Source organism: Rhizobium sp. ZK1 (assembly GCF_047782645.1).
Taxonomy (GTDB): Bacteria; Pseudomonadota; Alphaproteobacteria; order Rhizobiales; family Rhizobiaceae; genus Rhizobium.
Genome location: NZ_CP180587.1, coordinates 632782 through 655380, shown reverse-complemented (window position 1 = coordinate 655380; position 22599 = coordinate 632782). Strand labels below are relative to the sequence as shown.

The following is a 22599-nucleotide window of genomic DNA, read 5'->3' as shown; positions in this document are numbered from 1 at the left end:
GAAATGACTGCCTGCCGCAAGACAGGCAGTCGAGCGGGGTTGGTTAGTCGACCGATACGTCTACGAAGCGGAAACGCACGTCCGGGGTCGGCGCCAGGTTCTTCACGCGCTTGTTGATCGCGTAGAGCGTATTGCCGTTGTAGAGGGGCATCTCGAAGGCCTGGTCGGCTGCATAAGCTGCGACCTCGCCCAGGATCTTCTTGCGCTCATCGACATTATAGGTCGAGCGCTGCGCTTCGAGCAGTTGATCCAGCTTGGCGTCCTTGATGTAGGGATTCCAGAACTGGCCGCTGTGATAGAGCAGATAGGCCGTATTGTCGAAGTCGAAGGTCCAGCCGCCCCACTGGAACTGGTAGAGTGAACCGGTTTTGCCGTGCGCGATGATGTCGGTGTAATAGACATTGGTCTCATAGGACTTCAGCGAGGCATTGATGCCGACGGCCTGAAGATAGGCGGCGACCGTCTGGGACACTTCGCGGAAGGTCGCGTCGGTGCCGACGAAGGAAAGCTCCAGGCTGGTGCCGGGTTTCACGCCAGCCTTGTCGAGGGCTGCCTTTGCGGCTGCGGGGTCAAAGGGTATCGGCTTCAGATTGGGATCATAGCCAAGCGACAGCGAGCTCTGAAGGCTTGCAATCGGGTTGCCGTTACCCTGCAGGATCTGCTCGATGATAGCCTCGCGGTCGACCGCCTGGATCAGCGCCCTGCGCACCGCCGGATCCTTGGTGATGCCGTCGGTATTGTTGAAGCGCAGCATGGCGACGTCAGGACCGGTGATGCTTTCCACTTCCAGCTTGGGATCACCCTTGATCGTATCGATCAGGCTGATCGGCACGAGCGTTGCAATATCGATGCCACCCGACTGCAGCTCGGAGACCTGGGTCGCGGCTTCGGAAATGAAGCGGTAGACGAGGCCGGACAGCTTCGGTGCGCCGCCCCAGTAATCGGGGTTGGCTTCCAGCGTCAGGCTGATCTTCGGCTTGTAGTCGGCGAATTTGAACGGGCCGGTGCCGACCGGATGCAGGTTGAAATATTCGTCACCCTTCTCCTGGATATATTTCGGCGGCACGATCATGCCGCCATAACCGGCAAGCTTGGTGATCAGTACCGGATCGGGGCTCTTCAGGATGAAATCGACGGTGTAATCGTCGATGACCTTGACCTCGCCGATCGAGGTGTAATTGGCCTGCTGTGGCCCCTTGGCACCTTCCGGCCCGAGGAGACGGTCGAAGGTGAACTTGACGGCTGCGGCGTTGAAGTCCTCACCGTCGTGGAATTTCACGCCCTTGCGCAGCGTGAAACGGATGCGCTTGTTGTCGTCAAGGAATTCCCAGGCTGTGGCGAGGCCGGGCTGCAGCTTCAGGTCCGTGCTGCGCTGGACGAGACCGTCAAAAATATTGCTGCCGATACGGCCCCAGGTCAGCGTGAACGTATCGATCGGATCCCAGCTGCCGTCATCGCGTTCGAGCGCGACGGTCAGTGTTCCGGCAGCGTGGGCGGCATTGATGGTTGCAGCAAGCGGCAGGACCGACATTGCGGCGGCAAGAAAGAGATTTTTATATCGCATTTTCAGTTCCCCATTTTTCTTTTTCGGTGACTGTGCTGGTGCGGCCTGTCCTATGGGAGGGTTTCGGACAGCTTCTGCGGCTCGGCCGCAACGAAGTGGGAGGAGGAGAATCGGCTGTATTGCAGAAGCGCCGGTTCATCGCCGATCTTGCGGACCGGGCTCGGTATCGCGCCGGTCAGAAGCGTGGTGTCGATGTTGCGATCGGGATTGGGGACAGGAATGGCCGACAGCAGCTTGCGCGTATAGGGATGCTGCGGGTTCTCGAAGATTTCCTGCCGGGAGCCGATCTCGACGATCTGGCCGAGATACATGACCGCGACGCGGTGGCTGATTTTCTCGACCACAGCCATGTCATGGGTGATGAAGAGATAGGAAAGTCCACGCTCCCGCTGCAGCTCCAGAAGCAGATCGAGGATCTGTGCCTGGATCGAAACGTCGAGCGCGGAGACCGATTCATCCGCTATGATCAGTTCCGGATCGCTGGCGAGCGCACGGGCGATGCAGACACGTTGGCGCTGGCCACCAGAGAGTTCATGCGGAAAACGCGTTCTGTATTCGCGCGGCAGGCCGACGCGATCGAGCAGGGCGAGCGTGCGAGCCTCGACCGCCGCCTTGTCCGGCTGCAATTTGTGCACGATCATAGGCTCTGCGATGCTGGCAGCTACCCGCTGGCGTGGATCAAGTGCCGCATAAGGATCCTGGAAAATATACTGGATCTTCTGCAGCAGGGAACGCTTCTCGCGCGGATCCATTTCGGCGACATCGCGGCCACGGAAACGGATCTTGCCGCCAGTCGGCTCCATGATCTGCTGCAGCATGCGGCCGGTCGTCGATTTGCCGCTGCCGGATTCGCCGACAAGTGCCAGCGTCTCACCGGCGGCAATCTCGAAGGAAATGCCTTCAACCGCATGGATGCGATGCGTCAGGCGGCCGAACAGGCTTCTGCGCGCAGCAAAGCGCGCCGTCAGACCATCGACCTGCAGCAGCGGCAACTTGCTGTCGAAGCGGGCCGCTTCCAGTGCCTCACTATTCGGCGGCGCCTTGCCCGACATGCTGCCGAGACGCGGCACAGCCGCAAGCAAGGCTTGCGTGTAAGGATGCTGCGGATTGGAAAACAGCGCCCGGACCGGGGCATCCTCCAGCTTTTCGCCGTGGCGAAGCACGATCACGTCATCAGCCATCTCGGCAACAACACCCATGTCATGGGTGATGAAGATCACAGCCATGCCAAGCTCACGCTGCAGTTCGCGGATCGTATTGAGGATCTGTGCCTGGATCGTCACGTCGAGTGCAGTCGTCGGCTCGTCGGCGATCAGCAGTTTGGGACGGCAGGACAGCGCCATGGCAATCATCACGCGCTGGCGCATGCCGCCAGAGAGCTGATGCGGATAACGCTTCATCATCGCGTCGGCATCGGGAATACGAACCTTTTCCAGCATGTCCCGCGCGATACGGTTGGCCTCAGCGCGCGTGGTCTTCTGATGCAGGAGGATGGCTTCGACAATCTGGTCGCCGATCGAAAAAACCGGATCGAGCGAGGTCATCGGCTCCTGGAAGATCATGGCGATCTCCCCTCCCCGGATCTGCCGGATGCGGTCGGGGCTCGCGGTCACCAGATCGACCGGCCCGTTGCGGCTCTGGAAGAGGATCTCGCCGCCGCTGATGCGGCCGCCGGAAAAATCGGTGAGGCGCATGATGGCCCTCGACGTTACCGACTTCCCCGAGCCGGATTCACCGACAATGGCGAGCGTCTTGCCTGGCCTGACATCGAAACTCAGCGATTTGACGGCCCGAAACTGGCCGGACCTGAAGTCGACGGACAGTGAGCGAACCGAGAGAATGGCGGAAGCGGAAGCGCTGTTGCTCTCGGTCGATCTACTCATAAGGTTGCCGCTGACCTCGCTGCCTGCTCGTAATATCCCGACAGGGCTCTCAGATGGGAGGCAATGTCGGAGAGTTCATCCTGTGAAAGGCCTGAGAGCTTGGTCGCCTCCACCAGCAGACGCTCGCGGATTTCGGAATAGCGTGTCAGCGCCTCCAGGCCCTTGTCGGTGACCTGGATCACCTTTTCCTTTCCTGATTTTCCGGTCTTGACGAGCCCAGCCGCATCGAGCTTCTTCACCGCGTAATTGGCGATATGCGTATCCTCGATATCGAGCACGAGACAGAGATCGGAAAGCGTCTTCGGCCGGCCGCGATGACGGACGGAATGGATGATGAGGATTTCCACCGGCGACAGGCTCGGCACCCCGGCTGCAGCCATGCATCGCACCATCCAGCGATTGAAAGCGTGAGAAAAAAGGATGGATCCGTATTCAAGTTCGGAGAGGGCCGGAGAACTGCCGAGCGCCAGATGGGCGGACGACACGATCAATTCGCGGGGGGCTTTTCGTTCCTTCGGTTTATCCAATGAACTCTCTCATCTCAGAACTGAAGTACGTTAAGCAGGTTAGCCGGAAGCGATAATTTGTCAACAAATTATCGCTAAGATTCCTCTATTCTGCCGTCGTTTCTCTTGCCCCGTTCCTACATGCGTTCGACATTTAGGAACGCGGCTCTATTGCATTGATTCTAAATCATTTTAACTGATCACGCTTCAGGCATCGGGTGGCCCGTATCCGCCGCCTGTCGGGGTCACGACCGTAAAGGCTTCGCCCGCTTCCAGCACTGTATGAGCAGCACCGCTCAGTTCATCGATCGTACCGTCGTTGCGACGAACATAGTTGCGACCGGTCTGTCCGGGCTCGCCGCCCTTCAAGCCGAAAGGTGCGACACGGCGATGGCCGGAGAGAACGGCAAATTCGAGCTTCTCGAGCGTGCGGATCGTGCGCTGCGTGCCGTTGCCGGCATGCCACTGGCCGCGACCACCGGAATTCGGACGGATGTGGAAATCTTCGAGCACGACCGGGAAACGGCTCTCCAGGATTTCAGGATCGGTCAGACGCGAATTGGTCATATGCGTGTGCACCGCGTCCGCACCATTGAAGCCGGGGCCGGCGGGGGCACCAGAGCAGATGGTCTCGTAATATTGGTAGATGTCGTTGCCGAAGGTCAGGTTGTTCATCGTCCCTTGCGCCGCGGCCATGGCGCCTACCGCACCGATCAGGCAGTTTGTAACGGCCTGACTGACCTCGACATTGCCGGCGACGACCGCTGCGGGATAGGCCGGCGTCAGCATCGTACCTTCGGGGATAACGATACGGATCGGCCGCAGGCAGCCGGCATTCATCGGAATATCCGCCTCGACCAGCACGCGGAAGACATAGAGTACGGCAGCCCGCGTGACCGGTGCCGGCGCATTGAAATTGTCGGGTCGCTGCGCCGACGTGCCGGTAAAGTCAACCGTTGCCTCGCGCTTCTTGCGATCGATGGCGATCTTGACGACGATCTTGCAGCCCTGATCCATCTCATAGGAAAACTCGCCATCCGGCAGCCGGTCGAGCACGCGGCGCACGCTCTCGGCGGCGTTATCCTGCACATGGCCCATGTAGGCATCGACCACATTCTCGCCGAAGTACCCGATCATCTTTTTAAGCTCGGCCACGCCTTTTTCGTTGGCAGCCACCTGCGCCTTCAGATCATTGACATTCTGCGCCAGCGTACGCACCGGATAGCGTGCGCCGGTGAGGAGATCGGCAAGGGCGCCTTCCCGGAAACGACCACGATCGAGCAGCTTGAAATTGTCGATATAGACGCCTTCTTCCTCGATATGGGTCGCAAGCGGTGACATCGAGCCGGGCGAAATACCGCCGATATCGGCGTGATGGCCACGGCTCGCCACCCAGAAGCGGATGCGTGCACCGGCATCGTCAAAGACAGGCGTGCAGACGGTGAGGTCAGGCAGATGCGTTCCGCCATTATAGGGCGCATTGATCAGGAAAACATCGCCCGGATGAATGACCGGGTTTTCACGGATGGCAGTCGCGACCGACGCATCCATGGAGCCGAGATGCACCGGCATATGCGGTGCATTGGCGACGAGATTGCCGTCCGCATCGAAGACCGCGCAGGAGAAATCGAGCCGCTCCTTGATGTTGACGGAATAGGCCGTGTTCTGCAGCGTCACACCCATCTGCTCGGCAATCGACATGAAGAGATTGTTGAAGATCTCGAGCATGACCGGATCGGCCTTGGTGCCGATCGCCGTGCGCTCCGGCAGGGCCTTGATACGCGTCAGCACGATATGATCACGTGCCGTCAACTTCGCCTGCCAGCCATCTTCCACGACGGTCGTCTGGTTCGGCTCGATGATGATCGCGGGGCCTGTCACCGTCTGGCCGGGGATAATGCTATCGCGCAGAACGACTGCCGCATTATGGCTCTCGCCCTGCGAATGGAAGCGGGTATGGCGGATGGCCGAGGCTTCGCCACGGCCCGCCTCGCCACGGTCGACATCGATCTCAGCGGCCGCACCGCCGATGCATTCGACCTCGGCCGCTTCAACGACCAGCGGTTTATCCTCCGCAACGAAACCGAAGCGGCGCTTGTGCAGCACCTCGAATTCCTGACGAAGCCGGGCCGCATCGTCCCCTTGTGGAAACAGCGCCTCGACCGCGAGCAGCGTATCGGTGCCGGCATAACGGATATGGGCGCGAACCACCGTCTTGATCTTCTCGGCATCCACGCCCTGCGCCACCAGTTCCGGCAGGCATTCGCCCTGCAACTCACGTCCGAGTGCAACGATCGCCGCTGGCGCCGCCTCATCAAGCGGCACGCCGAGCGCCTTCTGGCGGGTGGAGCGGATATCAGCAAGCCCCATGCCATAGGCTGACAGCAGCCCCGACATCGGGTGCAGCAGAATGCTCTTCATGCCGAGCGCATCTGCCACAAGGCAGGCATGCTGGCCGCCAGCGCCGCCAAAACAGTTTAATGCGTAACGCGTGACGTCATAACCGCGCTGGACGGAAATCTTCTTGATCGCCTCGACCATATTGGCAACGGCAATGCGGATGAAACCATCCGCCACCTCTTCGGGGCTGCGCCCATCGCCGATCTCGGTGGCCAGTTCGGCAAATTTCTGCCGCACCGTCTCGGCATCGAGAGGCTGGTCCTGGTTCGGGCCGAAGATCGCCGGGAAAAACTCCGGCAACAGTTTGCCCGCCATGACATTGGCATCGGTAACCGCAAGCGATCCGCCGTTGCGATAACAGGCCGGTCCCGGATAGGCGCCGGCGGAATCCGGTCCGACACGGAAGCGGCCGCCGTCGAAATGCAGGATCGAACCGCCACCTGCCGCGACCGTATGAATAAGCATCATCGGCGCGCGAACGCGCACGCCGGCGACTTCCGTTTCGAAAGCGCGCTCATATTCGCCATCGAAATGTGCAACGTCCGTCGAAGTGCCGCCCATATCAAAGCCGATGACATGGCCGAAACCTGCCTGCTCACCGGTTTTGGCAAGACCAACGACACCGCCGGCCGGGCCGGACAGGATAGCGTCCTTGCCCTGAAACATGTCGGCCGCCGTCAGACCGCCGGAGGACATCATGAACATGACGCGCGCGCCGGTGCGCGCTACATCGAGCTCATCCGAAACCTGGCGCACATAACGACCGAGCACTGGAGAAAGATAGGCATCGACAACGGTCGTATCGCCCCGGCCGACAAGCTTGATCAGCGGCGAAACCTCATGACTGACGGAAACCTGCTCGAAACCGATGGCGCGGGCAATGCGCGCCGCTGCTGCCTCATGCTCCGGATATTTATAGGCATGCATGAAAACGATGGCGACAGCGCGATAGCCCTTGGTGCGCAGATCGCGCAGTGCCGCTTCCGTCGATGCTTCATCGAGATGAAGCTCGACCGTACCGTCCGCCAGCACGCGTTCGTCGAGCTCGACCACATCCTGATAAAGCGCTTCCGGCTTTATGATCTCCGTCGCGAAGATGTTCTTGCGCTCCTGGTAGCCGATGCGCAGCGCGTCGCGGAAACCCTTTGTGGTGATCAGCGCGAGGCGTTCACCCTTGCGCTCCAAGAGCGCATTGGTGGCGACCGTGGTTCCCATGCGCACCTCGCCGATCAGTCCGGCCGGTATCGCTTCGCCGGCCGTGAGACCCAGATGCTGCCTGATGCCGTGGACGGCGGCATCACGATAGGCTTCGAGGTTTTCGGAGAGCACTTTTCGAGCGTGAAGCGCGCCCGATGGGTCACGCCCAACGACATCCGTGAAGGTGCCGCCACGATCGATCCAGAAGTCCCAACTACCAGCCGCAATGCCCGACAAAATCGCCTCCACCAATCGTTTCCGACATCACTAAGAAATTATCGATAAATCGTCAACGTTTTCGCTGGCAGAGATATGCAACACAGCCCGGAATTGTTGTGCACCAAAACGAACGCCGCGACCTGGGAGGCCGCGGCGATAAGATTGGGATTATCGTGACCGGCGCTCCAAGACGCCGCCATTGGCCGGAACAGGCATTTTATTGCGTCACCGCGCTAGCCAGCCACCGTCGACCGGCAGCACGGCGCCATGCACGTAGTCGGATGCTGACGAAGCCAGGAACACAGATGCACCGCCGATATCGCTTGGCTTACCCCATCGGCCGGCCGGAATGCGGGCGAGGATGCTCGTATTGCGATCGGCATCTTCGCGTAGCGCCGTCGTGTTGTTGGTGACAAAATAGCCGGGCGCGATGGCGTTGACGTTGACACCCTTGCCGGCCCATTCGCAGGCGAGCAGCCGCGTCAGCCCCGCCAGGCCGCTCTTCGAGGCCGTGTAGGATGGAATGCGGATGCCGCCCTGGAAGGAGAGCAGCGAAGCAATGTTGATGATCTTGCCTCGACCCTTTTCGAGCATGTGGCGGGCCGCCGCCTGAGACAGAAAGAAGGCCGTCTTCAGGTTGACATTCATCACCGCATCCCAATCTTCCTCGGTGAAATCGATTGCGTCGGCGCGGCGGATGATGCCGGCATTGTTGACGAGGATATCGAGACCACCAAAGCGCTCCAGCGCCTCCGCGACGATCAGCTTGACCGGTTCGATCGTGCCGAGATCGGCCTTGATCACGTGGAATTTCGTGCCGGCGCCTGCCACCAGTGCTTCCGTCTCATCCATCGACGAACGGCCGACGGCGACGATCGACGCACCGGCCTCAGCCAATGCGACGGCGATCCCCTGCCCGATCCCGGTATTGGCGCCGGTGACCACGGCGATCTTGCCAGAGAGATCGAAAAGAGCCTGCATCGCCATCACCTCAGATCGCCGATTGCGATATGGTCCATGTCGGTGAAGCTCTTGTTGTCGCCGGCCATCGCCCAGATGAAGCTGTAGTTCTTGGTGCCCGCACCCGAATGGATCGACCAGGGCGGCGAGATGATCGCCTGCTCGTTGGCAACGAGCATGTGGCGCGTCTGACGCGGTTCGCCCATGAAATGGAAGACACGCTGGTCGGCATCGAGGTCGAAATAGAGATAGGCCTCCATGCGCCGGTCATGCGTATGGCTCGGCATCGTATTCCAGATGCTGCCGGTCTCCAGGCTGGTGAAGCCCATCGTGAGCTGGCACGACTGGCAGACTTCCGGATGAATATACTGATAGATCGAACGCTTGTTGGCGGTCGCCGCCTCGCCCGGCGTCAGATGCCGCGCCTTGTCGCGCGTCAGGAGCACGGTCGGGTGGCTTGCATGTGCGGGCGTCGACACGAGGTAGAATTTCGAGCAATTGCCGGCATCAACACTTTCGAAGCTGACATCGACGGCGCCCCTGCCGATATAGAGGCAATCATATTTCGCCAGTTCGTAGGCCCTGCCGTCAACGACGACACGGCCCGCATGACCGACGTTCAGTACGCCAAGTTCGCGCTCGGCCAGAAACGTCTCCTGGCCGATGGCCTTCGGCGCCGTCAGCGCCAGGGCCGCGCCGAGCGGCGCTGCACCACCGATGACCATACGGTCATAATGTGAATAGGTGAGCCTGATCTCGCCTGATATAAACACCGTCTCGACCAGGAAGTGACGCCGGAGCGTTTCCGTATCGAAACCGCGCACCGCTTCGGGATGGGAGGCGTGCCGTACGTCAATCTGCATTGGAATGATCCTTCTCTCCTCCGGATGCCGCCATCGACGGGGCATCCTCAATGAAATAAGCGGGGTCGAGCATCTCGGCCTTTTCGACTTCGCGCAGGAGCTTGCCGAGATGGAATTCCATGGCAGCCTTCGCGCCGTCCTTGTCGCCCGCTCGCATGCAATCGATGACGGCGGCATGTTCCTCGATGACGCGCCTCAGACGGCCCTGCTGCGGCAGCGTCAGCAGGCGATAGCGATCACTGTGAACCTTGACTTGCTGGATGATCGCCCAGATGCCGGGAAAGCCGGCGATATTGCTGATGAGCTGGTGGAAATCATTGTCGACGACATGGAAGGCCGCGACATCACCTTCGCGGTGACAGGCGTCGAGATCGGCAAGATTGCGTTCCAGCGCCCTGAGACCCGCCGGCGTCATTTTCTCGACCGCGATCGAAACCGTTGTATCCTCCAGCGCCTTGCGCACGAGCATCGCTTCGTAAAGCGTCCGGCGCGGAATACGGGAAACGAACGTGCCCGACTGCGGGAAGACGTCAACCAGACCGTCATCGGAAAGGCGGATGATCGCCTCGCGGATCGGTGTGCGGCTGACGCCGAACTGCGCTTCGAGCTCCTTCTCGTTCAACAACTCCATCGGCTTGCGGCGCAACGACACGATGTCATCGAGAAGCGCATTGTAGACCAGCGTGGCCGCTCGCGGTGCGGCTGCGCGCTGATGCGAAAGCACGGTGACGCCTTGAAGAGAGCGCTTTTTGCGCATGATTCCGGTTGGCGAACTCATCGCGTTCCTTCACCGGCAAGATTCGAAAATCGAGCATCCGAAACCACCGACAACCGCCTCCCTGCAGCCTGACGAAAGAACTAATATATTAGTATCCAACTTCTGACAAGCGCATCCTTCGTTCCTGGAAATCATTGAAAATCGCCTTGTGATAAGTTGACCCGTGAATGGGGACAGCGATTGATGCGCTCGTTTTCGACGATCGATAGGCGCGACCCGCCGTTCAACCGAATGACATGACGCCGCCGCGGAAACAACCAAAGCGCGATTACGTCGGTCCGCCGTGCCGTCAGCGACGCCGTATTTAAGACAGCATTGAAAGAAGGCTCTAATGCGCCATTTTTTGGCGTAAACAGAATGGCCGTTGCAGCCCTAAAGCAGGCTCAATGCAGGGGTCGGCGCGCGGTGCCGCCGGCGCCCGGGTTCAGGATGCACCGCGACCAGAGGGAACAAAAAAATGAAAGTACTTTTGGCATCCACCATTCTCACAGCTGGCGCCATGCTCGCGGGCGGCAGCGCTTCTGCCGCCGATTGCGGCAATATCACCATCGCAAGCATGAACTGGCAGTCGGCAGAAGTGGCTGCGAGCCTCGATAAGTTAATCCTCGAGGAAGGTTATGGCTGCACGGCGGAAATCGTCAGCGGCGATACCGTCCCGACGCTGACCTCCATGGCGGAAAAGGGAGAGCCGGACGTTGCACCGGAAGCCTGGGTCAGCCTGCAGCCGGAACTGGTCAAGCGCGGCCTTGAAGGCGGCAAGGTCGTCGAGGGCGCCAAGATCCTCTCGGACGGCGCAATACAGGGCTGGTGGATCCCCAAATACATCGCCGACGCCCATCCAGACATCAAGACCATTCCTGATCTCCTGAAACATCCCGAACTCTTCCCGGCGCCGGAAGACAAGAGCAAGGGCGCCGTCTTCAACGGCCCGCAGGGCTGGGGTGGTACTGTCGTCACCGCACAGCTCTTCAAGGCCTATGATGCTGAGAAAGCCGGCTTTACGCTCGTTGATACCGGTTCTGCCGCGGGTCTCGATGGCTCGATCGCCAAGGCCTACGAGGGCAAGCAGGCTTGGGTCGGCTATTATTGGGCACCGACCTCGCTGCTCGGCAAATACGAAATGGTCAAGCTAGGATATGGAACGGAATACGACGCGGCCGAATGGAAGCGCTGCACTTCGGTTGCCGATTGCGCCGATCCCAAGCCGAATGCCTGGCCGTCCGACGATGTGCAGACGTTGATCAGCAAGAGTTTTGCCGATCGCGGCGGCCCGGCCATTGATTACCTCAAGAAGCGCGCCTGGACCAATGACACCGTCAACAAGCTGATCGCCTGGATGACCGACAACCAAGCAACCGGTGAAGACGGCGCCAAATACTTCCTGAAGAACAACGAGCCCCTCTGGAAGGACTGGGTCTCGCCGGAAGCCGCCGAAAAAATCAAGGCTTCGCTCTAATCACACAGACATGACATGGGCAGCCTCGCCGCTGCCAAGACAATCCTTCGGCGCGACGGCCAAAACAACAATCGGCCGCCGCCACTATCTATTTTGGGGAACCGGTATGGATTGGCTCTGGAAGTTTCCGACCATGAACGACGAGACGCTGCGCGCGCTGAAGAAGAGCGTCGACGAAGGGTTTCGCGCTTTCACCCGCGCCTACGGCGACAGCATCGAGGCTGCCTTCAGCCCGCTGCAAAGTTTTCTTATCTGGGCAGAACGGTTGCTGACCGGCACGCCCTGGCCAATCGTGCTGATCGTCTTTGGTGCCATTGCCTGGTTTGCCAGCCGCAACTGGAAGGTGGTCATCGGCTGTGTGCTGACGCTTCTTGTCATCGGCTATTTCGACATGTGGCAGGATACGATGAAGACCGTGTCGATGATCTTCGTCTGCACTGTGCTCTCTATCGTGATCGGCCTGCCCCTCGGCATCCTGATGGCGCGGTCGAATACGATGCAGAGGATCGTCAACCCCATTCTCGACGTCATGCAGACGATGCCGAGCTTCGTCTACCTGATCCCCGTCGTCATGCTTCTGGGTATCGGCCGAGTGCCCGGCGTCATTGCCGTCGTCATTTATGCCTTGCCACCGATGATCCGTCTCACCAATCTTGGTATCCGCATGGTCGATGAGAATGTGCTGGAGGCGGCCGATGCCTTCGGTTCATCGAGCTGGCAGAAACTTCGCAACGTCCAGCTGCCACTGGCGCTGCCGACCATCATGGCCGGCATCAACCAGACGATCATGATGGCGCTCGCCATGGTGGTCATCGCCTCGATGATCGGCGTTCAGGGGCTCGGCCAACCGGTTCTCAAGGCTATCTCCAACCAGTACTTCACCCTCGGCGTCTTCAACGGTCTCGCCATCGTCGGCATTGCCATCATCTTTGACCGCATCAGTCAGGCCTATGGGCTGCGGCTCCAGAAGCACCGGGAGATCGTGCATGGCTAGCAATTCGATTGAAATCCGGAGCCTCTTCAAGATCTTCGGCCCGCGCGGCGGCGACTATGTGGAAGCGGTCAGCAACGGCATGTCGAAGACCGAGCTCAACAGAGAACATGGCCATGTTGTGGGTCTGAAAGATATCAACATCACCATCCCCGGCGGCAGGATCACCGTCATCATGGGCCTTTCCGGCTCCGGCAAGTCAACGCTGATCCGCCATATCAACCGGCTGATCGACCCGACGTCGGGGGAAGTGCTCTATGGCGGCGAGGATGTCTGTCGCATGGATGCCCTGCAGCTTCGCGAATTCCGCCGCCGGAAGACTGCCATGGTCTTCCAGCGCTTCGGCCTGCTGCCGCATCGCAACGTTCTGCAGAACACCGTCTATGGTCTGGAAATCCAGGGCGTCGCAAAGGCGGAGCGTGAGGAACGGGCCAATGCCTGGATCAAGCGTGTTGGTCTGGAGGGCTTTGATGGGCACTATCCGAACCAGCTTTCCGGTGGCATGCAGCAGCGCGTCGGCCTGGCGCGGGCGCTCACCAATGATGCCGAAATCCTGCTGATGGACGAGGCCTATTCGGCGCTCGATCCGCTGATCCGTGTCGACATGCAGACCGTCCTCCTCGATCTACAGAAGGACCTGAAGAAAACGGTCGTCTTCATCACCCACGATCTCGACGAAGCTCTCCGGCTCGGGGAGAAAATCGCCATCCTGCGCGACGGCGAGGTCATCCAGCAGGGTTCGGCGGCTGAGATCGTCCTCAACCCGGCCAACGATTACATCGCTGCCTTCGTCAAGGAGGTCAATCGCGGTCGGGTCATCAAGATCGGTGCCGTCGCGAAACAGATCTCGGTCGAAAGCCAGCTGCGACTTGCCGAAGATATGGATCTCGAAGGAGCATTGCGGGAAATGTCGCGCGGCAACGTCTCCTCCGCCACAGTCATATCGCAGGAGGGCCGGCCGCTGGGCGGCGTTTCACTGCAACAATTGCTGGCGCTGCTTTTACATCAAGCATGAAAATCTTAAGCAATCAGGTGGCATGCGCCCAAACATATGCCGTTTGTTTAAACATGGTTAATTTTTTCATTATAATCATTTGAGAGAAGGAACAGAACGACACGTCCGAGTGTTGAAGACACGCTGTGGAGGACCCTGAAGATGTTCAAATTTTTCTCGATCAAGCGGTCGAATGAAGACTTCGACGCCGATACCGGCACCTATGCCGATGGCATGACCGACCGCTACCATCGTGATCTGACGGGGCGCAAGGAAAGCCGTTTCCGCTCCGCCCATGAGCGCGATTACGGCGCGATCCGCGAGATCAGCGAACTTGCGCCTCATGGCGCAGTCGGCAATTAATTAACTGACTTCCTGCTTGCAGGCATCAGGCGCGCAGCGTTTCCTGCGCCGGCCTGCTAAGGCTGCTTGCCAGCACCGTTCGATTACGGCCTTTGGCCTTGGCATCCAAAAGAGCCGCATCGGCGCGGCTTACCAATGTATCGACAGTACCTTCCCCAGGTGACACTGCCACACCGATCGACACCGACACGGCGCCGAGAATGTGACCTGAGTGGGAGAGCGCGGCTGCGCCGATCTGCGCACGCAGCATCTCGGCGAATCGGAATCCGTCCTCTTCGCTGTGGTCAGGCAGCAGGATCGTGAATTCCTCACCGCCGAAACGAAATGCGTTGCCGTATTCGGCCGCGGCACTTCGCAAGATTTGCCCGACATATTGCATGACCAAGTCACCGGCATCGTGGCCGAACTGGTCGTTGAAGCGCTTGAAATGATCGATATCGATCATCAGGCAGGCCAGTGGCTCTTCGGCATTATCACGGCCACGCCGATTCAGCGCGTCGTCGAGAAAGCGGCGGTTGAAGAGCCCGGTCAGCGGATCTCGGACGGCAAGATCTGTCAGCTTTTCACGAAGCTGCAGGTTGGCGACCGCCAGCCCGACATTCTCGGCAATCAGTTCCAGGTAGAGGCGGGCATCTTCCAGTACCGGCACCTGTCCGTTGCGTTCCTCGAGATAGAGAAGGCCAATCATATCACCTTGCGCAGTCAGAGGAAGACAGGAGGTCGCAACACCGCTGCCCTCGACATGATGGCAGGGCACATCGCCGTAGCCCGTGCCGCTCATATGCGGGCGTCCGCGCCGCAGACCCCAGCAGGCATTGGCCGGAAAGGCCTCCTGTGCATTGACGGGCTCCAGCCATGCACCGGCTTGTGCGAGCGCGGACTTGTCCTCGTTCAGGATATAAAGGCTTCCGGCAATGCCCGGAAAGATCTGCGGCGCGAAGCGTGCGACAACATCGGCCAATTCGTGCTGGTTCTCACAGGCCTGAAGGCGATGCATCATCTGCAGGATGAGATCCTTGGTGTGCTGGTCGGCCCGCCGTTCGGCATCCAGACGCTCGCGTTCGAGCCCGTTTTCACGAAAGATCTGGATGGCATCGTTCATCTCGCCTATTTCGTCACGACGGCGGTCGACAGGGACTTCGACCGCATAATCCTGCTTGGCCAGCCGGTTAACGATACCCGTCATGCGCACCAGAGGCATGGCCACACGACGCCGCAGGATAAAATAGAGCACGGCAAGGAAGAGCAGACCGGTAATGGCCAGCATGACCTTGGCGACAAGGCTCCACTGATCACTGCGCCGACGCGCATCATCGAGTGCGGCTCCTGTGCGTGTCGCGGTGATATCACGCAGATGCCCGGCCGACTCCAGGAGCGCCGTCTGCAACCTCTCGTGCTCCGGCCCGAAGAGCGCCTGCTGTGCCGCTTGTTTGTCACCTTTCTGGAAGGCATCGATAGCGGCGGCCTCCAGAACGTCAAGCGCCTCAGCCTGCTTATCTATGTCCTCAATAATAGTCCGCTCCACGACAGATATATCTCTGGCCGCGATCTGCTCGGCCGCCGTTTCGCGCCGCCGTTCGGTTTCCTCATCCGCCTTGAAGGCATCGAGGTGGCGCTGTTCGCCGCGCATGACGTAGAACCGTGCTTCATCGCTGGAAAATTCCGCGCCCATCTCGAGCTGTTCAGTCAGCGTATCGAGAGCGAGATGCTCCTCAACCGCACGCCTCTCGTCCTCGGCGCTGCGCGATGACATGATAAAGGCGCCGGCCGAAAGCGCCGTGAGGATCATGGTTATGCCATAGGCCCAGTTGGTGATCGTTCTTATTCTCATGAGGCCATGATAGCGAAATCGGATTGAAGGAGAATTAAAGGGACCTCTAACGTAACATTGTCGCGACACACCGTTTGCGAAAACTTATGACGGTCTGCAGCAAATATCTGCCTATAGACATTGCGTTGCAAACGGCCCTTGGCAATCGCAAGGGCGGTACGACCAATACCGAATGGCTGAATGAATCTTCAGAGCACGTGGCTGTGCCGATTGCAGTCGTCGTGGCTGCACGAGAAAAATCGAGCGCGCAATACCGAACAGAGAATGCTCGATCGCTCAAACGTGTGGACGCGACGGCGATACCGCCGCGTCCAGACAGGGCTTTTCAATCAGACGAGATCGAAGCGATCGGCGTTCATGACCTTGTTCCAGGCGGCGACGAAGTCCTTGACGAACTTCGCCTTGGCATCCGACTGGCCGTAGACTTCCGCAAGAGCGCGAAGCTGCGAGTGCGAGCCGAAGATCAGGTCGACGCGGGTGCCGGTCCACCTGAGTTCCTTCGTCTTGCGGTCGCGTCCTTCGTAGACGCCGTCCTTGCCGGCAACCGGTGCCCAGACGGTGCCCATGTCGAGCAGGTTGACGAAGAAGTCGTTTGTCAGCACTTCCGGACGGGCGGTGAAGACGCCGTGCTCCGGCTTGCCGGCCGTCAGCACCCGCAGGCCGCCGATAAGCACGGTCATTTCCGGTGCGGTCAGCGTCAGGAGCTGGGCGCGGTCGACGAGCGCTTCCTCCGGCTTCATGAACTGCTGGCGCTTGCCGTTCACATAGTTGCGGAAACCGTCGATGCGCGGCTCCAGAACAGCGAAGGACGCAACGTCGGTCTGCTCGGCGGTTGCATCCATGCGGCCCGGCGTGAACGGTACGACGACATCGTGACCGCCGGCCTTGGCCGCCTTTTCGACACCGGCTGCACCGGCCAGCACGATCAGGTCGGCGAGCGAGATCTTCTTGCCGCCGGTCTGGGCCGCGTTGAAGTCCGTCTGGATGCCTTCCAGGACGCCCAGAACCTTGGCAAGCTGTGCCGGCTCGTTGACCTCCCAGTCTTTCTGCGGCGCAAGACGGATGCGTGCTCCGTTGGCGCCGCCGCGCTTGTCGGAGCCGCGGAAGGTCGAAGCCGACGCCCAGGCGGTCGAGACCAGTTCCTGCACTGTCAGGCCGGAAGCAGCGACCTTGGCCTTGAGACCGGCAATATCCTGGTCGTCAACGAGCGGATGGTCGACGGCCGGGATGACATCCTGCCAGATCAGGTCTTCGGCCGGCACTTCCTTGCCGAGGTAGCGGACCTTCGGTCCCATGTCGCGGTGGGTCAGCTTGAACCAGGCGCGGGCAAACGCGTCGGCGAATTGATCCGGGTTTTCGAGGAAGCGGCGCGAGATCGCCTCGTAGATCGGGTCGAAGCGCAGTGCAAGGTCGGAGGTGAGCATTCGCGGCAGATGTTTCTTCGAGGCATCGAAGGCATCCGGGATGGTGGCGCCAGCGCCCTTTGCCACCCACTGATGGGCGCCCGCCGGGCTCTTTTCCAACTCCCATTCATAGCCGAACAAGTTCCAGAAGAAATTGTTGCTCCACTTGGTAGGAGTGGTCGTCCAGGTGACTTCAAGGCCGCTGCCGATCGCATCGCGGCCGACGCCGCTGTTGAACGTGCTCGCCCAGCCGAGGCCCTGGGCCTCGAGCGCACCGCCCTCTGGATCGACGCCGACGAATGACGGGTCGCCGGCGCCATGGGTCTTGCCGAACGTGTGGCCACCGGCGATCAGCGCCACCGTCTCTTCGTCATTCATCGCCATGCGGGCGAAGGTCTCGCGGATGTCGCGGGCGGATGCGAGCGGATCGGGCGTGCCGTTCGGGCCCTCCGGGTTGACGTAGATCAGGCCCATCTGCACGGCGCCGAGCGGCTCTGCCAGCTGGCGTTCGCCGCTATAGCGCTCGTCGCCGAGCCAGGTGCCTTCCGGACCCCAGTAGAGTTCTTCCGGCTCCCAGACGTCGGCGCGGCCGCCGGCAAAACCGAAGGTCTTGAAGCCCATGGATTCGAGCGCGACGTTGCCGGTGAGGATCAAGAGGTCAGCCCAGGAGATGCTGTTGCCGTATTTCTGCTTAATCGGCCAGAGCAGGCGGCGGGCCTTGTCGAGGTTGACGTTGTCAGGCCAGGAGTTGAGCGGCGCAAAACGCTGCTGGCCCTGACCGGCGCCGCCGCGGCCGTCGGTGATGCGGTAGGTGCCGGCGCTGTGCCAGGCCATGCGGATGAAGAGACCGCCGTAATGACCGAAATCGGCCGGCCACCAGTCCTGCGAATCCGTCATCAGCGCATGAAGATCCTGCTTCACCGCATCGAGATCGAGCGCCTTGAACGCTTCGGCATAATCGAAATCCTTGCCCATCGGATCCGAAAGGTCGGAATGATGGTGCAGCACCTGCAGGTCGAGCTGGTTCGGCCACCAGTCGCGATTGCCCCTGCCACGTGCTCCCGAATGGTCAACGGGACATTTGCCCGCGCTCTCTGGTTTCTGGTCCATAGTTTTCTCCTGTTGCTTCAGACGACCGTTCTGCAGCCGCCTTGTCCGTCAAACTATTGGGGCCTGATCGCGTACCCACACCTCGTCCCGGCTCGATCGGGGTCGGCACGCATCCTCCCTGTTCTTCCTTTTTATCGGAAGCATGTGATAATTTTAAGTTGGATTTACTGATGGCTGCGATAAGTTGGTCTTATGACCAATGTTACCCTCAAGCAGCTTCGCTATTTCGAAGCCCTGGCACGTCACGGCCGTTTCCGGCATGCGGCCGATGCCTGTGCGATCTCGCAACCCGCTCTGTCCATGCAGATCAAGGAGCTTGAGGAAGAGCTCGGCGGAAATCTCTTCGAACGCGGTGCGCGCGAAGTGAAATTGAGCGCATTCGGACAGCTCTTTGCGCTGAGGGTTCGCGATATTCTACGGGCCGTGGACGAACTCGGCGACCTTGCCCGCGCCTCGCAGGACAGGCTGTTGACGCGGCTGAGGATCGGCATCATTCCAACCATCGCCCCCTATCTGCTCCCGGCGATCATCGGCGACCTGAACAGGACCTTCGAGAATATCGAAATTCAGGTGCGCGAAACGCTGACGGCCAGGCTGGTTCATGAAGTGGCGCAGGGTGAGCTCGATCTGGCGGTGGTCGCATTGCCGGTATCGAAACCATCGCTGACCGAAATCAGGCTGTTCGACGAGGAGTTCCTGCTGGTCCGACGGCGCGAAGACGAAGGAAAGCCGGTGCCGGAACCCGAGGCTCTGCGCGAAATGCGCCTGCTTCTTCTGGAGGAAGGGCACTGTTTTCGAGATCAGGCCCTGTCCTTCTGCGGAATAGAATCGACGCGTCCCCGCGAAATCATGGAGGGAAGCTCGCTCTCGACGCTGGTGCAGATGGTCAGCGCCGGTATCGGCGTCACCCTCATCCCCGAAATGGCGGTGCCGGTGGAAACGCGCTCGGCGGATGTCTCCATCTCCCGGTTTCGCACACCCCAACCCTTGCGAACGATCGGAATCATCTGGCGCAATTCGACGCCTCTGGCCAAGCAGCTGCTCCAGATTTCCGAGGTCATTCGCGATTCGGCCGCAAGCCTGCGCCATCGGTCTTCGCAGAATGAACCCGATCCTGCACCTGCCGATTCCGTGACGGATTTTACTGTCCCACTGGCCGGCTTGCCACCCGCGCTCTAGCTTCCCGCACTAAACGATTGGCAGCGATCCCGCGTTCTGGGCGCTGATTTGCGACAAGGGGAGCATGAAATTGGATTTGATCGACCTGATGCCGATCACGCCGAGCTGGACGGACATCGCAATCCGTCTGGCGGCAACGATTATCGCCGGCGCATTCATCGGCCTCGACAGGGAACGCGGGGGACATGTCGCGGGATTGCGCACGACCATCCTCGTAGGGCTAGCGGCCTGTCTTTCGATGATCCAGGCGAATATCCTCTTGGCAACGAGCCAGAGCGTAAACGGATCAATGGACATATTGCGCTTCCCACTCGGCGTCCTGACTGGCGTGGGCTTTATCGGTGGCGGGGCGATCCTGAGGAGGGGCGACATTACAACCGGCGTGACTACGGCGGCCACGCTGTGGCTGATCACGGCAATCGGCCTGTGTTTCGGCGGCGGGCAGATCGTGATCGGCGCTATCGTGACCATTCTCGCCGTCCTGATCCTTTCCCCGCTGAAGCAGGTAGACCGGTGGATATCAGGTCAACAGAAAGGCATGGTCGCAATCAGACTGCCGGTCGAGGCCGGCATTCCTGATCTGAAGAAGACGGCTATCGAGCTTTCAGAAGCGACCTTCACAGAGCTCAGGGACAGCGATGAGGCGTACCGAGAGCTAATCTACGAGATCAGATGGACATCCGTTCAAGGCATTCCAGGTGCTGACCAAATTGCTGCATCTTTGGAAACGAACTTTCGCGTTACCCGCTTCGAGCATCGCACGACCGGAGCTTAACAGCGAATGTCATCACGATCATGACGAAGCGTCACTGAAGAGCTCTGACGGTTCCGCGCCGTAACTATCTCTGCTCCCACTGACGAAGCGATGCCGCGGAAGCATTTTTTATCGCCCGGCTGCCGCCCCTGCCCGCAACCCGACATCATGCAGACAGGCTTCCAATGCAGCCACTTCGTCTTGTGAGGTGATCGCGCCGACATAGTCATCCGGACGGATAAGAATCCGGTCACCTGGTGCGCCCTTTTCCCTCTGCTGGTAGGCATTGAAAGATTGGGGGCCGATCGGCGTGGTCGATCTGCCGGCCGTGCCGGCCGGGACAACGGACCGCCGCGTCAGCGAAGCGGTCGTCACCGCGAAGGGCAAAGCGATGACGGACCGCGTCGATGCGGCTCTTGAGAGGATAGGGATCGAGATATTCAAGACATGGGATCCCGATGATCTGGACAATCTGGTCCGCCTGATGCGGAAATTTGCCGATGCCGTGAAGGATGATCCGGTCAAAAGCTGACGAACCCCCGTGCAGGTGGGCAGGTGGGCAGGTTGGCGGAAGAAAGCGAAGCGTCGGCAGAATCGCCGGCGCCTCGAAGACTCTCCCCGACCCGGTCTACCAGCAGGTGAATCCCGCATCGACATTGACGATTGCTCCCGTCATCAAGCTTGCCGCACCGGATGCGAGAAAGAGAACCGCGCTTGCGACCTCTTCCGGCGTGCCCATTCGTCCCATCGGCGTATCGGCAAGCCAGATCGGAATCCGCTCGCGATTGGCTTCGACTGCAGCCACCATCGGGGTTTCGATGTAGGTCGGCGCAACCGCATTGATCCTGACACCATGCTGAGCCCATTCGGCGGCCATGGAACGGGTGAGGTGGTGAACGGCAGCCTTGGAGACGTTATAGGCCGTCTGCGGCTGCGGCCGGTTGCAGATGATGCCGGACATCGAGCCGAGATTGACGATCGCCCCGCGTTTCATTGTCACCATATGGCGGCCGAAGGAACGCGAACACCAGAAGACGCCATTGACATTGACATTCATCATGCGCAGCCAGTCGGCGTCCGTGACATCTTCTGCGGCAATCCCGTTCTGCCCTATCCCTGCATTGTTCACCAGGATCGTTGCCGGGCGACCGCTGCCGGCGAGTTCATTGGCGATCGCCTCCATGCGGGCGGAATCGGTCACATCGCCGAGACGCAACTCGACGTCGTATCCCTGGTCTTTGAGCGCCAGAGCCTGCTCGGCGTCGGATTCATTGCGCTCGATGACGACGACGGCTGCGCCGGCTTCGGCGAGTGCGTGAGCGCAGCAAAGCCCGATGGCCCGCCCGCCGCCGGTGACGACGGCGCGCTCGCCGTCAAGGCGGAATTTTTCCTGATAGCTCATGGTCAAGCTCCTCAGATGTCGAATGCGCTTGGAAGAACCACGATGTCGCGGATCGTCACGTTGCGCGGACGCGTCAGCATGAACATGATCGCATCCGCCACCTCCTTGGGTTCGATCAGGGCGCCGGCCTCTTTCGCCTTGCGCAGGTTCTCTTCCGGCCAGTCGGCAAGCAATGCGCTGATGACCGGTCCCGGAGAAACCGAGCCGACACGAATACCACTTTTCAGCAGTTGCCTGCGCATCGTCTGGACAAAGCAGTGCATCGCCCATTTCGACGGCGAATAGACCGGCTCCCAGGGAACTGGCGCATGGCCCGCGACCGAGCTCGTGACGATGATGTCGCCTGTGCCGCGCTCGATCATGTGCGGAATGACGGTCCGGACATTCTTGATCACCACATTGACGTTGAGGTTCAGCATCCGGTCGATGGCGTCGAGATTGGCATCCGCAAGGTCGCCGCCGATATAGGTACCCGCATTGGCATGCAGAATGTCGAGCTGCCCCACCTTTGATAGAACGCGGTCAAGAAGCTGAGCACATGCTTCCGGGTCGAGCAGGTCCAGGGCGAGAGGTATCGCCTGTTTACCCAGACGCTCGCAGGCTGCTTTCAGCGCCTTCTCGTCGCGATCAACAAGAACGACCGTGGCGCCCGCCGCGACCATCGCCTCCGTCGACGCCATTCCGATACCCGACGCCGCGCCGGTGATTGCGGCGACCTTCCCTTTCAACTCGTTCATTCTTTCCTC

17 protein-coding genes and 1 pseudogene are annotated in these 22599 nt (G+C 60.2%); 7 read left to right on the top strand and 11 right to left on the bottom strand.

Features of this window, described 5'->3' with window-relative positions; translation table 11 throughout:
- Positions 1–43: 43 nt before the first annotated feature.
- The 7 genes from ACK9YZ_RS25630 to ACK9YZ_RS25600 all read right to left on the bottom strand — a co-directional run bounded on the left by ACK9YZ_RS25630 (position 44) and on the right by ACK9YZ_RS25600 (position 10370).
- Positions 44–1564 carry an ABC transporter substrate-binding protein gene (locus ACK9YZ_RS25630; protein WP_416068097.1) on the bottom strand — a complete coding sequence of 507 codons (1521 nt, stop codon included), beginning with the start codon at positions 1562–1564 and terminating at the stop codon, positions 44–46.
- Between the two features lie 50 nt (positions 1565–1614).
- Positions 1615–3447: an ABC transporter ATP-binding protein gene (locus tag ACK9YZ_RS25625; protein WP_416068096.1), complete on the bottom strand. Its 1833-nt coding sequence runs from the start codon at positions 3445–3447 to the stop codon at positions 1615–1617.
- A complete protein-coding gene (locus ACK9YZ_RS25620) occupies positions 3444–3974 on the bottom strand; it encodes a winged helix DNA-binding protein (protein WP_183725502.1) in 531 nt (176 codons plus the stop codon). Before ACK9YZ_RS25620 ends, ACK9YZ_RS25625 begins: the two co-directional genes overlap by 4 nt.
- 186 nt (positions 3975–4160) lie before the next feature.
- On the bottom strand, positions 4161–7799 hold the full coding sequence (locus ACK9YZ_RS25615; protein ID WP_416068095.1) for a hydantoinase B/oxoprolinase family protein: 3639 nt from the start codon (positions 7797–7799) through the stop codon (positions 4161–4163).
- Positions 7800–7994: 195 nt separating this feature from the next.
- The gene (kduD, locus tag ACK9YZ_RS25610) at positions 7995–8750 is read right to left on the bottom strand and encodes a 2-dehydro-3-deoxy-D-gluconate 5-dehydrogenase KduD (RefSeq protein ID WP_416068094.1); all 756 of its coding nucleotides are present in this window, start codon (positions 8748–8750) and stop codon (positions 7995–7997) included.
- Between the two features lie 5 nt (positions 8751–8755).
- The gene (kduI, locus tag ACK9YZ_RS25605; protein ID WP_416068093.1) at positions 8756–9592 is read right to left on the bottom strand and encodes a 5-dehydro-4-deoxy-D-glucuronate isomerase; all 837 of its coding nucleotides are present in this window, start codon (positions 9590–9592) and stop codon (positions 8756–8758) included.
- Positions 9582–10370, bottom strand: coding sequence for a GntR family transcriptional regulator (locus tag ACK9YZ_RS25600; protein WP_416068092.1), 789 nt, complete (start codon positions 10368–10370; stop codon positions 9582–9584). The genes kduI and ACK9YZ_RS25600 overlap by 11 nt, the downstream gene beginning before the upstream one ends.
- A gap of 457 nt (positions 10371–10827) precedes the next feature.
- Between ACK9YZ_RS25600 and ACK9YZ_RS25595 the strand changes: the two genes are divergently transcribed.
- From ACK9YZ_RS25595 to ACK9YZ_RS25580, 4 genes are all read left to right on the top strand, one after another.
- Positions 10828–11826 carry an ABC transporter substrate-binding protein gene (locus ACK9YZ_RS25595; RefSeq protein ID WP_416068091.1) on the top strand — a complete coding sequence of 333 codons (999 nt, stop codon included), beginning with the start codon at positions 10828–10830 and terminating at the stop codon, positions 11824–11826.
- Between the two features lie 106 nt (positions 11827–11932).
- Positions 11933–12820 carry an ABC transporter permease gene (locus ACK9YZ_RS25590; protein WP_416068090.1) on the top strand — a complete coding sequence of 296 codons (888 nt, stop codon included), beginning with the start codon at positions 11933–11935 and terminating at the stop codon, positions 12818–12820.
- Positions 12813–13832 carry a quaternary amine ABC transporter ATP-binding protein gene (locus ACK9YZ_RS25585; protein WP_416068089.1) on the top strand — a complete coding sequence of 340 codons (1020 nt, stop codon included), beginning with the start codon at positions 12813–12815 and terminating at the stop codon, positions 13830–13832. The genes ACK9YZ_RS25590 and ACK9YZ_RS25585 overlap by 8 nt, the downstream gene beginning before the upstream one ends.
- Positions 13833–13973: 141 nt before the next feature.
- Positions 13974–14174, top strand: a complete 201-nt coding sequence (locus ACK9YZ_RS25580) for a hypothetical protein (protein WP_216759034.1) — start codon at positions 13974–13976, stop codon at positions 14172–14174.
- Positions 14175–14199: 25 nt separating this feature from the next.
- On the opposite strand, the gene ACK9YZ_RS25575 is transcribed toward ACK9YZ_RS25580, so the two are convergent.
- Together ACK9YZ_RS25575 and katG are read right to left on the bottom strand one after the other, a co-directional pair.
- Positions 14200–16005: a diguanylate cyclase gene (locus ACK9YZ_RS25575; RefSeq protein ID WP_416068088.1), complete on the bottom strand. Its 1806-nt coding sequence runs from the start codon at positions 16003–16005 to the stop codon at positions 14200–14202.
- A 329-nt stretch (positions 16006–16334) separates the two neighbouring features.
- Entirely contained in the window at positions 16335–18518 is a 2184-nt protein-coding gene (katG, locus tag ACK9YZ_RS25570) for a catalase/peroxidase HPI (protein WP_416068087.1), read from the bottom strand.
- A gap of 192 nt (positions 18519–18710) precedes the next feature.
- Between katG and ACK9YZ_RS25565 the strand changes: the two genes are divergently transcribed.
- The 3 genes and pseudogenes from ACK9YZ_RS25565 to ACK9YZ_RS25555 all read left to right on the top strand — a co-directional run.
- Positions 18711–19697: a LysR substrate-binding domain-containing protein gene (locus ACK9YZ_RS25565; protein WP_416068086.1), complete on the top strand. Its 987-nt coding sequence runs from the start codon at positions 18711–18713 to the stop codon at positions 19695–19697.
- Between the two features lie 64 nt (positions 19698–19761).
- Entirely contained in the window at positions 19762–20472 is a 711-nt protein-coding gene (locus ACK9YZ_RS25560; protein ID WP_216759037.1) for an MgtC/SapB family protein, read from the top strand.
- Positions 20473–20712: 240 nt separating this feature from the next.
- Positions 20713–20983, top strand: a pseudogene (locus ACK9YZ_RS25555) (MarR family winged helix-turn-helix transcriptional regulator); the annotation flags it as partial.
- 96 nt (positions 20984–21079) lie between these two features.
- Here ACK9YZ_RS25555 and ACK9YZ_RS25550 read toward each other — a convergent pair.
- Positions 21080–21853, bottom strand: coding sequence for an SDR family NAD(P)-dependent oxidoreductase (locus tag ACK9YZ_RS25550; RefSeq protein ID WP_216759038.1), 774 nt, complete (start codon positions 21851–21853; stop codon positions 21080–21082).
- Positions 21854–21864: 11 nt separating this feature from the next.
- On the bottom strand, positions 21865–22590 hold the full coding sequence (locus ACK9YZ_RS25545; RefSeq protein ID WP_216759039.1) for an SDR family oxidoreductase: 726 nt from the start codon (positions 22588–22590) through the stop codon (positions 21865–21867).
- Between the last annotated feature and the right edge of the window lie 9 nt (positions 22591–22599).